At 73.5% G+C, this 12,639-nt stretch carries 11 protein-coding genes; all 11 read right to left on the bottom strand.

All coding sequences use genetic code 11. From position 1 onward, the window contains the following. Nucleotides 1-7 precede the first annotated feature (7 nt). The 11 genes from ABZW32_RS12505 to ABZW32_RS12455 all read right to left on the bottom strand — a co-directional run bounded on the left by ABZW32_RS12505 (nucleotide 8) and on the right by ABZW32_RS12455 (nucleotide 12,584). On the bottom strand, nucleotides 8-1,048 hold the full coding sequence (locus tag ABZW32_RS12505; protein WP_356214645.1) for an ADP-ribosylglycohydrolase family protein: 1,041 nt from the start codon (nucleotides 1,046-1,048) through the stop codon (nucleotides 8-10). After that, nucleotides 1,045-1,875 carry an NUDIX domain-containing protein gene (locus ABZW32_RS12500; RefSeq protein WP_356214643.1) on the bottom strand — a complete coding sequence of 277 codons (831 nt, stop codon included), beginning with the start codon at nucleotides 1,873-1,875 and terminating at the stop codon, nucleotides 1,045-1,047. Before ABZW32_RS12500 ends, ABZW32_RS12505 begins: the two co-directional genes overlap by 4 nt. Then, nucleotides 1,872-2,960 (bottom strand): AAA family ATPase, encoded by a 1,089-nt coding sequence (locus tag ABZW32_RS12495; protein WP_356214641.1) that lies wholly within the window; start codon nucleotides 2,958-2,960, stop codon nucleotides 1,872-1,874. Before ABZW32_RS12495 ends, ABZW32_RS12500 begins: the two co-directional genes overlap by 4 nt. Then, nucleotides 2,957-3,565: a nicotinamide riboside transporter PnuC gene (gene pnuC, locus ABZW32_RS12490; RefSeq protein WP_356214639.1), complete on the bottom strand. Its 609-nt coding sequence runs from the start codon at nucleotides 3,563-3,565 to the stop codon at nucleotides 2,957-2,959. Before pnuC ends, ABZW32_RS12495 begins: the two co-directional genes overlap by 4 nt. Nucleotides 3,566-3,699: 134 nt before the next feature. Continuing rightward, a complete protein-coding gene (locus ABZW32_RS12485) occupies nucleotides 3,700-5,004 on the bottom strand; it encodes a pseudouridine synthase (protein ID WP_356214637.1) in 1,305 nt (434 codons plus the stop codon). Further along, entirely contained in the window at nucleotides 5,004-5,624 is a 621-nt protein-coding gene (scpB, locus tag ABZW32_RS12480; protein WP_266838292.1) for an SMC-Scp complex subunit ScpB, read from the bottom strand. Before scpB ends, ABZW32_RS12485 begins: the two co-directional genes overlap by 1 nt. Further along, on the bottom strand, nucleotides 5,621-6,652 hold the full coding sequence (locus ABZW32_RS12475; protein WP_356214635.1) for a segregation/condensation protein A: 1,032 nt from the start codon (nucleotides 6,650-6,652) through the stop codon (nucleotides 5,621-5,623). Before ABZW32_RS12475 ends, scpB begins: the two co-directional genes overlap by 4 nt. A gap of 715 nt (nucleotides 6,653-7,367) precedes the next feature. After that, nucleotides 7,368-7,880, bottom strand: a complete 513-nt coding sequence (locus ABZW32_RS12470) for a hypothetical protein (RefSeq protein WP_356214633.1) — start codon at nucleotides 7,878-7,880, stop codon at nucleotides 7,368-7,370. Next, nucleotides 7,865-8,983, bottom strand: a complete 1,119-nt coding sequence (locus tag ABZW32_RS12465) for a ParA family protein (protein ID WP_266838295.1) — start codon at nucleotides 8,981-8,983, stop codon at nucleotides 7,865-7,867. The genes ABZW32_RS12470 and ABZW32_RS12465 overlap by 16 nt, the downstream gene beginning before the upstream one ends. Before the next feature lie 368 nt (nucleotides 8,984-9,351). Further along, nucleotides 9,352-10,467, bottom strand: a complete 1,116-nt coding sequence (gene ald, locus ABZW32_RS12460; protein WP_356214631.1) for an alanine dehydrogenase — start codon at nucleotides 10,465-10,467, stop codon at nucleotides 9,352-9,354. Between the two features lie 152 nt (nucleotides 10,468-10,619). Further along, nucleotides 10,620-12,584 (bottom strand): tetratricopeptide repeat protein, encoded by a 1,965-nt coding sequence (locus tag ABZW32_RS12455; protein ID WP_356214629.1) that lies wholly within the window; start codon nucleotides 12,582-12,584, stop codon nucleotides 10,620-10,622. Nucleotides 12,585-12,639: the final 55 nt, after the last annotated feature.

Raw genomic sequence — 12,639 nt, 5'->3', positions numbered from 1 at the left:
GCACGGGTCACGCGTCCCAGAGGGTGCCGAAGGACAGGAGTTCGGCGCGGTACTCGATGCGGCCCTCCCAGTCCCGGGGCCAGACGTCCGCGCCGAGGTGGGCGCCCGCGAAGGCGCCGGCCAGGCAGGCGATCGAGTCGGAGTCGCCCGCCGTGCAGGCGGCCCGGCGCAGCGCGAGGAGGGGTTCGTCGGGGAAGAGGAGGAAGCAGTGCAGGGCGGTGGCCAGGGCCTCCTCGGCGATCCAGCCCTCGCCGGTGGCCAGGCAGGGGTCCGTTTCCGGGGAGGGGGTGCGCAGGGCCGCCGCGAGGCGGTCCAGGACGGCCAGGCAGTCGTCCCAGCCGCGGGCCATGAAGGACTCCGGCGAGGCGTCGCAGGCGGTGCGCATCCAGAGGTCGCCGAGCCAGCGCTCGTGGTAGCGGGTGCGGTTCTCCAGGGCGTACGAGCGCAGCCGTCCGACCAGGCCGGTCACCTCGGTGCCCCGCGCGAGGAGGTACACGGCCCGCGCGGTCAGGTCGGAGGCGGCGAGGGCGGTGGGGTGGCCGTGGGTGAGGGCGGACTGGAGCTGCGCGGCGCCCGCGCGTTCCTCCTCCGTCCAGCCGGGGACCAGCCCGACCGGCACCACGCGCATGTTCGCGCCGCAGCCCTTGGAGCCGGTCTGGCTGGCGTCGCGCCAGTCCCGCCCGGGGTGGTCGAGGAGGCTGCAGGCCACCATGCAGGTGCGGCCGGGGGCCCGGTTGTTCTCCGGGGAGTGGTACCAGTCGACGAACTCCTCGCGGACCGGCCGGGCGAGCCTCAGCGGACCGACCGGGCCGCGTTCGGCGGCGGTGCGCATGCCCCGTGCCAGCGCCAGGGTCATCTGGGTGTCGTCGGTGACGAGGGCGGGGCGGGGCAGGGCCATCTCCCGCCACGGCCCGGTCTTGGCCAGGATGGACGGCACGTCGTTGAACTCGGTCGGGAAGCCGAGGGCGTCGCCGAGGGCGAGGCCGATCAGGGCTCCGGTGGCGGGGCGCTTGCCCGCTATGGGGCGCGGCGGCGTCGGGCTGGTCATCGGGCGGGGCCTTCCGTGGGGCGGAGCAGGGGCGGGTGGAGGGCGGTCGCCGGTCCCGCCCGGTACAGGGCGGCGGGTTTGCCGCGGCCTCCGGTCAGGCGGGCGGCTCCGGGGACGGCCTCGACGAAGCCGGGCGTGGCGAGGACCTTGCGGCGGAAGTTGGGGCGGTCCAGGGCGGTGCCCCAGACGGTCTCGTACACGGCCCGGAGCTCCCCGAGGGTGAACTCGGGCGGGCAGAAGGCGGTGGCCAGGCAGGTGTACTCCAGCTTGGAGCCCACCCGCTCCCGCGCGTCCGCCAGGATCCGCGCGTGGTCGAAGGCCGGCTCCGTCACCTCCCCGACGGGGACCCAGCTCGCCCGGTCGGCGTCCCCGCCGCCCTCCGCGGCCGGTTCCGGCATGTCGGGGACCAGCGCGGTGAAGGCCACCGAGACGACCCGCATGCGGGGGTCCCGGTCGGGTTCGCTGTAGGTGCGCAGCTGTTCCAGGTGGAGGGAGGCGACCAGGGAGGGGGCCAGGCCCGTCTCCTCGGCGAGTTCGCGGCGGGCCGCGGTCTCGGCGGACTCGCGCGGCAGGACGAAGCCGCCGGGCAGGGCCCAGGCGCCCGCGTACGGTTCCTGCCCGCGCCGGATCAGCAGGACGTGCAGGACACCGCCGCGCACGGTGAGGACGGCGAGGTCGACGGTCACCGCGAACGGCTCGAAGGCGTACGGGTCGTAGGGCGCGGGCCCGTCCGGCCCCGGCTTGCCGGTGTCACCCGCGGCCGCCGGACCCGGATCACCGGCACCGCCGCTCCCGCGGCCCGCCGCGCCCGCCCCGCCCGCGCTCATCGCCGCTCCGGGAGGGGGGCCGCGAACTGCCAGCCTTCCTCCAGCAGGGCGTCGACCGCCGCCACGGCCGTCTCCAGCCGGGTGCGCCGGTCCCCGCTCACGACCAGGAAACGCCTTCCGGTGCGCGCGAGTTCCCGGCGGAACCGGCCGGTCATCCACGGTCTCAGTTGCGGTCCGTCCCGAAGCCCGTCGTCCTCGAAGGGCACTCCGGCGTCGTCCGTCAGCAGGTACAGGTCGCGCCGGGTCAGCTCGGCGATCTTCTCGACCTCCCGGCTGCGCCCGCCCGTGTACCGCTCGTGCCAGATGCCGGTCGCGAAGGAGTCGGTGTCGCAGAACAGCACCGGCGAGCCCAGCCGGGCCGCCCGTTCCTCCGCCGCGTCCTGGCGGCGGGCGATCACCGGGAACTCCTCCGAGGCGAAGGCCACGTCGGTCCAGGAGGCGGCCGGGTCCGCCGCGCGGGCGGCGGCGAGCTTCTCCTCGCTGTACTCGCGCCCGTACTCGGCGACCCAGCCGGTCTTCGCCCACACCCCGCCGCGCCGCCGGTAGTGCGCGGCCAGTTCGCGGGAGAGGGTGGTGGTCCCGGTGGACTCGGCGCCGAGGACCACGACCCTGCGGGTCAGGGCGGCCCGTACGGCCGGTCCCAGGAACTCCCAGCATCCGGCCGGGTCCGCGCGCACGGCCGTCCCCGACACCGGGAACAGGGTGCGCGCCGGGTCCACGCAGACCTCCTCGGCGCCGAACCGCCGCGCGAGCTCGGTCCCGTAGGCCTCGGAGGTGAAGACGGCGTCCACGCGCCGGCCCACCGCGCCGCGGAAGATCGCCATGTGCGCCTCCCAGACGGCCGGGTCGTGCAGGTCCACGGGGACGTCGTCCACTGCGCCGACCACCTCGGCGCCGGGGTGCGCCTCGCGCATCCAGGCCACCCGGTCGGCGAGCGGCACCGACTCCACGGAGGCGGCGCACACCAGCACGGTGAGCCGCTCGCACTGGTCCTGGGCGGTGCGCACCAGGTGGTGGTGTCCGGCGTGGGGCGGGTAGAACTTGCCCAGCACCAGCCCGTGCCGGTAGCGCTTGCCGCCGCTCACGCCGCCGCCCCCACTGCCGTACGGGCGCCGGTCGCCGGGAGGGTGCGCCGCCAGCCGACCAGGCCGGCCACGCACAGGGCGAGGAAGCCGACGTACAGGACCGAGGTCAGGTACAGGCCCTTGTAGGCGTAGAGCGGGATGTAGACGAGGTCGGCGGCGATCCACAGCCACCAGGACTCCAGGAGCTTGCGGCACTGCCCGTAGGTGGCCATGAGCGAGAGCCCGGTGGTGAGGGCGTCGGCGAAGGGGACGGTGGAGTCGCTGACCCCGCCCAGCAGCAGGGTCAGCCCGGCGACCCCCACCGCCCCCGCCGCGAGCAGCCAGGCCCATTCGGCGGCCGTGGTGCGGCGCACCGGCAGGGCTCCGGCGGTTCCTGGTCCACCCCCGTGGGTCCAGGACCACCAGCCGTACGCGGCGAGGGCGATGAAGACGACCTGCAGCCCGGCGTCGGCGTAGAGGCCGGACTGCGCGAAGAGCACGATGAAGAAGACGTTGTTGGCGATGCCGACCGGCCAGTTGGCGATGTGCTGCCGGGCCACGAGGACGACGCACACGGCTCCGGTGACGAAGCCGAGCACCTCGGTCCAGCTGGTACTCCACCCCATGGCTGTTGCCCCACTTCCTTTAATAGTCACTCTGACTATAAACAGGATCGGGGGTCCCGGACAAGACGGAAGCCCGCGGCGCCTGGGGCGCCACGGGCTTCCGGTGTACTGCGGGGGTCCTACGGACGGGGGTCCTACAGACCGACCTCGCGCATCAGCATGCCGACCTCGGTGTTGGTCAGGCGGCGCAGCCAGCCGGACTTCTGGTCGCCGAGCTCGATCGGGCCGAAGGCGGTCCGGACGAGCTTGTCGACCGGGAAGCCGGCCTCGGCCAGCATGCGGCGGACGATGTGCTTGCGGCCCTCGTGGAGGGTCACCTCGACCAGGTAGTTCTTGCCGACCTGGTCGACGACGCGGAAGTTGTCGGCCCGCGCGTAGCCGTCCTCCAGCTCGATGCCGTCCTTGAGCCGCTTGCCGATGTCGCGCGGCAGGGAGCCGGTGATCGCGGCGACGTAGGTCTTCTGCACGCCGTACTTCGGGTGCGTGAGGCGGTGGGCCAGCTCACCGTGGTTGGTGAGCAGGATGATGCCCTCGGTCTCGGTGTCGAGGCGGCCGACGTGGAAGAGCCGGGTCTCGCGGTTGGTGACGTAGTCGCCCAGGCACTGGCGGCCGTCCGGGTCCTCCATGGTGGAGACGACGCCGGCCGGCTTGTTCAGCGCGAAGAACAGGTACGACTGGGTGGCGACCGTCAGGCCGTCCACCTTGATCTCGTCCTTCGGCTGGACGCGCTTGCCCTGCTCCAGCACGATCTCGCCGTTGACCTCGACGCGGGCCTGCTCGATGAGCTCCTCGCACGCGCGGCGCGAGCCCATGCCTGCCCGGGCGAGCACCTTCTGCAGGCGCTCGCCCTCCTCCTCGGCACCCGGGAAGGTCTTCGGGGTCTTGATCACGGGCTTGTCGGCGTACCGGTCGCGCACGCGCTCCTCGATCCGCGCGTCCAGCTCGCGGGGACGGGACTGGCCGCTGCGGCTGCCGGGACCGCTGCGCGGGCCGCCGGCGCCGCCGATGCCGGGGGTCTTGGAGGTCCTGGGGCCGCCCTTGGCACCGCCGCGCGCCGCCGCGCCGCGGGCGCCGCCGCCACCGGCGCGGGGGCCGCTGCGGCCGCTGCGCTCGCCCTCGGGGCCGACGTCGTAGCGGCGCTCCTCGGGGCGGGGGTTGCGGGGGCGCTGGGGCGCCTGGTCGCGGTCGCGGTCGTAGCCGCCACCCTGGGACCCGCCGGAGGAGGAGCCGCCGCGGTAGCCGCCACCGCCGGAGGACGAGCCACCGCGGTAGCCACCCCCACCGGAGGAGGAGCCGCCGCGGGAGTTGCCGCCGGAGGAGGAGCCGCCGCGGTAGCCACCGCCGCCGGAGGAGGAGCCGCCGCGGGAGTTACCGCGTCCGCCACCACCGCCGCCGGTGTTCCTGTTGCCGCCGCCGTTGCCGTTGCCGCTGCTTCGCATCAAAGTTCCGTCGTCTTGTCGTCTTCATCGGTATCCGGTGCGTCCGGATCGAACGACGGAACACCCTCTTGCGTCTCTGCTTCGATCGCGTCCGCCTCGGGGAGGAAGGGCGCGAGCTCCGGGAGCTCGTCCAGGCCGCGCAGGCCCATCCGCTCCAGAAAGTAGTTCGTCGTCCTGTACAGGATCGCACCTGTTTCGGGTTCCGTGCCCGCCTCGGCCACCAGACCCCGCTGCAGGAGGGTCCTCATGACCCCGTCGCAGTTGACCCCGCGGACCGCCGAGACCCGCGAGCGGCTGACCGGCTGGCGGTACGCGACGACCGCCAGGGTCTCCAGGGCCGCCTGGGTGAGACGGGCCTGCTGGCCGTCCAGCACGAAGGCCTCGACGGCGGCGGCGTAGGCGGGCCGGGTGTAGAAGCGCCAGCCCCCGGCGACCTCGCGCAGCTCGAACCCGCGCCGCTGGGCCGTGTACTCGTCGGCCAGTGCCGCGAGGGCCGAGGCGACCTCGCGCGGGGCGCGTTCCAGCACCTTGGCCAGGTGCGCCACCGTCGCGGGCTCGTCGACCACCATCAGTACGGCCTCCAGGGCCCCCCTCAGGTCCAGCTCCTGCGTCGTCGTCATTCGCGTACCTCCACGACCTGGTCGAACTCGTCGGTCACCCTCGGCATCCCGTCGCCGTCCCCGCCGCTCCACCGGACCGTGAGCGTGAGCAGGGCGTCCTCCTGGTCGAGGACCACGGCCTTCTCCCGGTAGAGCTCCAGGAGGGCCAGGAAGCGGGCGACGACCGTCAGGGTGTCCGGGGCGTCCTCGGTCAGCTCCTGGAAAGTGGCCTCGCCGCGCGCCTTGAGCAGGCGGACGACGAGCCCCGCCTGTTCCCGCACGCTGACGAGGGGGGCGTGGATGTGGTCGACGTAGACCTCCGGCTTCGCCTTCGGCCGCATGGCGCGCACCGCGAGGCGGGCGAAGCCCTCGGCCCCGATGGCGATGACCACGTCGGGCAGCAGCTCGGCGTGGTGCGGCTCCAGCCCCACGGTGCGGGGGTAGCGCCTGCCCTCGTCCTCGGCGCGGGTCTCGAAGATCGCGGCGATCTGCTTGTACGCCCGGTACTGGAGCAGCCGGGCGAAGAGCAGGTCCCGCGCCTCCAGCAGGGCGAGGTCGGCCTCGTCCTCCACCTCGGCGGCGGGCAGCAGGCGGGCGGCCTTGAGGTCGAGCAGGGTGGCCGCGACCACGAGGAACTCGGTCGTCTGGTCGAGGTCGCCTTCGGGGCCCATGGCGCGCAGGTGCGCCATGAACTCGTCGGTGACCTTCGACAGCGCGACCTCGGTGACGTCCAGCTTGTGCCGGGAGATCAGCTGGAGCAGCAGGTCGAAGGGGCCCTCGAAGTTCGCGAGCCGCAGCGTGAACCGCCCGTCGCCGCCCGCGGTGGCGGCCTTGGCGGCGTCCGGCACGTCCCGCCCGGGCCCCTCCGGGAGCGTGGCGGGCCCGTCAGCGGCCCCCGGGGCCCTTCCGGCCCCCGGGTCGCCCCCGGTCCACCCGGGGCCCTCAGCGGGCGTCTCGGCGGTTTCCGCCGGCGCCGGCTCCTCGGCCGCTCCTGGGCCGCGCCCCAGGCTCCGGCGGGCGGGGCGGGCGGCGGGGTGGTTGGGGGGCATCGCGGTCCAGGGTGGTACGGAGGACGGCCGGACGGCCACGAGCAGCCTAGGCCCTGTCCGGGCGGATCCACGGTTAGGCCGGGTCCGAGCGGACGGATCCCGGGTCACGCCGGGCACGGGCGGGTGTACAGGTCACGCCCGTCGGGGCGGATGTACGGGTCACGCCCGTCCGGGGCGGATGTACGGGTCACGCCCGTCCGGGGCGGATGTACGGGTCACGCCCGTCCGGGGCGGATGTGCGGGTCACGCCCGTCAGAGCGGATGTACGGGACACGCCGTCCGGGGCGGATGTACGGGAAACGCCCGTCAGAGCGGATGTACGGGACACGCCGTCCGGGGCGGATGTACGGGACACGCCCGTCCGGGGCGGATGTACGGGACACGCCCGTCCGGGGCGGATCTACGGGACACGCCCGTCCGGGGCGGATCTACGGGACACGCCCGTCCGGGGCGGATCTACGGGACACGCCCGTCGGGGGCGGATCTGCGGGCGCGCCCGCGCCCCGGAGGTTCGCGGAGGTGCCTGTCCCGAGGGGGGCCGCCGGAGTGCGGGGTGGATCGCCGACCGCCCCGGAGGGCGTCCGGCCCCGGGCCGGCCGACGGGACGGGACACCGTCGGGGCGGAGCGGCCGGACGGCCGCTGTCAGCCGGGCCACCCGGAATCCCGGGTCGGGAACACCGGGCGGCCGGGCGGTACCGGCAGCGCCGCGGGCGGTCAGCGGCCGCGCAGGCGGCGGACCAGGATGCTCGCGTCGCCGCGGGACTCCAGGTCCGCGAGGACCACCGCCACCGCCTCGCGCACGATGCGCCCCCGGTCGACGGCGAGCCCGTGCTCCCCGCGCAGCACCAGCCGGGCGTGCTCCAGGTCCATGAGCTCCTCGGCGGAGACGTAGACCGTGATCTTCTCGTCGTGCCGTTCGCGCCCGCTGGGCCGCCGGTTCGCCCCCCGGCCCTGCCCCTTGCCGGGCCGGGGCGAGGACGCCCCGGCCGCGGTGGCAGAACCTTCCTGCGGCCTGCGCTGCGCGCCCACCGCCGGATCGCCGGCCTCCCGGCCGCCGCGTCCGTCGCCCGTCGTCCTCGTCGTGCCGTCCGCCGGTGCCGCGTGCTCCGTCCCTCCGGCCGCGGACGCCTCCTCGGCGCCCCGCCGCGGCGAGGACGACTGGAGGGCCATCCCCCCGGTCGTACGGAACAGTTCGTCCGCTCCGGGCAGACTCACTCGGCGGGACACCGGGCGAGCACCTCCCTGGCCAGCTGGCGGTAGGCGGCGGCGCCGACGGAGTTGGAGGCGTACGTGGTGATCGGCTCACCGGCGACCGTGGTCTCCGGGAAGCGCACCGTGCGGCCGATGACCGTGTGGTAGACGTGGTCGTCGAAGGCCTCGACGACGCGCGCGAGCACCTCGCGGCTGTGCACCGTACGGGAGTCGTACATCGTGGCGAGGATGCCGTCGAGCTCCAGCTCCGGGTTGAGCCGCTCCTGCACCTTCTCGATCGTCTCGGTCAGCAGCGCGACACCGCGGAGGGCGAAGAACTCGCATTCCAGCGGCACGATGACCTTGTGAGCCGCCGTCAGGGCGTTCACGGTCAGCAGGCCGAGCGAGGGCTGACAGTCGATCACGATGTAGTCGTAGTCGGCCATCAGGGGCTTGAGCGCCCGCTGGAGCGTCGACTCGCGCGCGACCTCGCTGACCAACTGGACTTCGGCGGCGGACAGGTCGATGTTGCTCGGCAGCAGGTCCATGTTGGGGACCGCCGTCTTGAGCAGCACCTCGTCGGCCGACATGCCCCGCTCCATGAGCAGGTTGTAGACCGTCAGGTCGAGTTCCATCGGGTTCACGCCGAGACCCACGGACAGCGCGCCCTGCGGGTCGAAGTCGACGAGCAGCACGCGGCGCCCGTACTCGGCGAGCGCGGCACCCAGGTTGATGGTCGACGTGGTCTTTCCCACGCCGCCCTTCTGGTTGCACATCGCGATGATCTTCGCGGGACCGTGATCGGTCAGCGGACCCGGGATCGGGAAGTACGGCAGCGGGCGTCCGGTCGGGCCGATCCGCTCACGGCGCTGGCGGGCAGCGTCGGGGGCGAGGGTGGCCGCGTACTCGGGGTCCGGTTCGTACTCCGCGTCGGGGTCGTAGAAGTGCCCTTCGGGCACGTTGTCGTAGTCGGCGAAACCAGTGGGCTTTGCGCCGCTCAGGTCGCCGGCCCTGGAGTTCACGTCTAGGCCGTCCATGCTCTTTTGGGGCGTCGTCATGTGCTGGTGGTTTGCGAAGGTGCGGACTGCGACGGAGCCGACAGCTTCGAGCCCGGCAGGACCCTGGCCCCGCTCGGGCACGGTTGCTCGACCACCCCCAGGAGCAAATGTCGACTCATTCACAAGTCGTCTTACCTCCTCGGACGTGACCAGGACACTTATCGATAGGTCAGCGTTGCACCATGCCGACGGTTGGCGACTCTATGGCGTGTCACCGCCCAGCGGCAACACAATCCACCGGACCCGGCACGATGTGTCGGCAACCGAACACCACTCTGTCAAGGGCGTGCGAGCTGTCGCTGCGAAGTTTCGCGGGTGTGCGAAAGGGTTAAAGGGTTACGTTCGAGGCGAGTTGAGCCGGGTCTCCGGGGGCCCCGCAAACGCCTCCGGCCGGACCTTGCGAGCAAGGTCCGGCCGGAGACGTGAGATTGACGTCAGTCGTTGACGATTCAGCCGAGCAGCGTGCTCAGCTCAAGGGTCTGCAGGCCGTGGGCCTCGGCGACCGGACCGTAAACGACCTGGCCGTCATGGGTGTTGAGGCCCAGCGCGAGCGCCGGGTCACGACGCAGCGCCTCGACCCAGCCGAGGTTCGCGAGCTGCACGATGTAGGGCAGGGTCGCGTTCGTCAGCGCGTAGGTGGAGGTGTTCGGGACCGCGCCCGGCATGTTGGCGACGCAGTAGAAGACCGAGTTGTGGACCTGGAAGGTCGGCTCGGCGTGGGTGGTCGCGCGGGAGTCCTCGAAGCAGCCGCCCTGGTCGATCGCAATGTCGACAAGGACACTTCCGGGCTTCATCTTGGCGACGAGCTCGTTGGTGACCAGCTTCGGGGCCTTCGCACCCGGGATCAGCACCGCGCCGATGACGAGGTCGGCCTCGACGACGGCCTTCTCCAGCTCGTAGGCGTTGGAGACGATCGTCTTGATCTTCGTGCCGAAGATCTTGTCGGCCTCGCGGAGCTTGTTGATGTCGCGGTCCAGCAGGGTCACGTGGAAGCCCATGCCGATGGCGATCTGCGCGGCGTTCCAGCCGGAGACGCCGCCGCCGATGACCACGCACTCGCCGGCGTGGGTGCCGGGGACGCCGCCGGGGAGGACGCCGCGGCCGCCGGCCGAGCGCATCAGGTGGTAGGCGCCGACCTGCGGGGCCAGGCGGCCCGCGACCTCGGACATCGGGGCGAGCAGCGGGAGGGCGCGGTTCGCCGTCTCGACCGTCTCGTACGCGATGGCGGTGGTGCCGGACTCCAGCAGGGCGTCCGTGCACTCGCGGGAGGCCGCGAGGTGCAGGTAGGTGAAGAGCGTCTGGTCCTTGCGGAGGCGGTGGTACTCCTCCGCGATGGGCTCCTTGACCTTCAGCAGCAGGTCAGCGGTCGCCCAGACCTCGTCGGCGGTACCGAGGATCTCGGCGCCGGCCGAGACGTACTCGGCGTCCGTGATCGAGGAACCCACACCGGCGTTCTGCTCGATGAAGACCTGGTGGCCGTTGCGGACCAGCTCATGCACGCCGGCGGGCGTGATGGCGACCCGGAACTCGTTGTTCTTGACCTCGCGGGGGATGCCGACCTTCATCGTCGATCACGGTCCTTGGCTCAGGGGATTTTACGGGTCACTTCCATACATACCCGCCCACAAGAACGCGCAACGGGATGCACCACGGGAAGCCGCGGTGAACCCAGTCTAATGAAGGATGAGTCGCTGTCTAGCCTTGCAAACCAATAATCTCAGTCGGAAGCACTACGGATTTCGCAGGCTGCGGGGTCATCTCCCAGCAATCTGTCGGCCGCGGACCGGTGCAGCCTCGCGGCCGCCGGGTCGCCCAGCCGGTCCAGCGTGTCGGCCAGCCGTACCTGGAGCGCGGCCTGAAGTCGCAGGTCCCCGGCCCGGCGCGCGAGCTCGATCGCGTCGCGGCAGGTGTGCAGCGATTCCGAGGGCCGTCCGGCGTACTCCTGGACCCGCGCCATCTCGCTCAACGCCTTTGCCTGGCCCGGGACATCGGCCAGCCTGCGGTACCCCGCGGCGGCCGCCCGCCAGCTGCGCAGCGCCTCCCCGTAGCGGCCGGCGTAGGTGTGCACGTTGCCGAGCCGCCCGTACAGCCTGGCCTCGTCCGCGCGCTCCCCGCGCGCGAGGGCGTGGGACAGGGCCCGGCCGAACCAGTCGGAGGCCCGCGGCCAGTCCGCCAGCTCCATGTACGCGCCGCCTACGGATTCCATCGCGCGGCCCGTCGCGTACGGGTCGGCCGCGGCCTTTCCCGCGTCCAGCGCGGACCGGTACCGCTCCAGGGCCTCCTCGGTGCGCCCGGTCTCCGCGTCCAGATCGGCCAGGTTCAGCAGCGCGGCGGCCCGCTCCCGGTGCAGGCCGCGCCGCTCGGCCACGTCCAGGACCAGCCGGTGCAGGCCGTAGAGCTCGGGGGCGGCGGCCCCCGTACCGCGGTGCTCGGCCAGCGCCCGCACCAGCGCGGCGACCAGCCTGCGGGCCAGCGTGTCCAGTCCGCCGTCGGCCACCGCCAGGTGGGCGGCGGCGGTCAGCGCGGGCAGCCGGGTGTCCAGCCAGGTGGCCGCGGAGCGCCGGTCGGGGAAGCGCAGGGCGCGCGGCAGCCCGTCGGGGCGCTCGTGCAGCAGGTCCTCGTCCTCCTCGGCGGTGGCCCGGCAGGAGGTCAGCAGCCGTACGGTCCGCTCCAGCATCCGGGCCCGGGCCAGCTGCACCTCGGCGGGGCGCTCCTTGGCCTCCAGCAGGGCCTGGATCAGCGGTGCGAGGCAGCCGGGCAGCAGGAACAGGCCGTCGGGTGCGTGCCGTACGAGGCCCAGCCCGGCGAAGTCCTCCAGGGTGGACTGCGCCGCGGCCACCGAGCAGCCGGCGAGGGCCGAGGCGGTGTGCGAGTCGAGGATCCCGGCCGGCGCGAGCGGCAGCAGCCGCAGGGTGCGCTGGGCGGGCTGCGGAAGGGACTCGTAGACCAGCCGGAAGGAACGGGCCAGCGGGCCGGCGGCGCCGGCGGGCATGTCGTGGAGCTGCTTGGCCACGTCGGCGACGGCGGCCTTGGGGTGCGCGGCGAGCCAGCCCCCGGCGAGGGCCAGCGCGGCGGGCTGCCCGCCGCACTCCTCGGCGAGGCCCTCGGCGGCGCGCGGGTCGACGGTGATGCGGGTGTCCCCGATGAGCCGGGAGAGCAGTTCGACCGCGGAGGGGGTCTCCAGGCCGCCCAGGGTGCAGGGGCGGACGTCCGGGATCCCCGTGAGCGGCCCTTCGGCGGTGACGACCACCAGGCACTCGGGGGTGTCCGGGAGCAGGGCGTCGACCTGGTGCGGGTCGGCGGCGTCGTCGACGAGCAGGATCACCCGCCGCCCGGCGAGCGCCGCCCGCAGGACCGCGCTCAGATCGTCCTCGCAGGCCCCGGGCGGGGTGGCGTGTCCGAGCCCCTCCAGCAGGGTCCGCACCGCCCGCTCGGTGGCGACGGTCTCCCCGCCGGGGGTGGTGAGCCGCACCCGGAGCAGACCGTCGGGGTACTGGGGGGCGACCTCGCGCACGAACGCCTCGGCGAGGGCCGTCCTCCCGGACCCGGGCCGCCCCGCGACGAGCAGCACCCGCGCGCGGGGCGCCTTGGCCTTGCGGCCCGAGAGGGTGTCGAGCCCGGTCCGTGCGATGTCCTCGCGCAGCTCCTTGAGCTCACGCCGCCGCCCGACGAAATCCGCCACGGATCCGCTCCTCTCCCTGCCTTCGGGTTGCGAGCGTAGTTCACGCAGAGCGACG

Source organism: Streptomyces sp. NPDC004667 (assembly GCF_040609475.1).
Taxonomy (GTDB): Bacteria; Actinomycetota; Actinomycetes; order Streptomycetales; family Streptomycetaceae; genus Streptomyces.
This window is presented reverse-complemented; position numbering and strand designations above follow the sequence as displayed.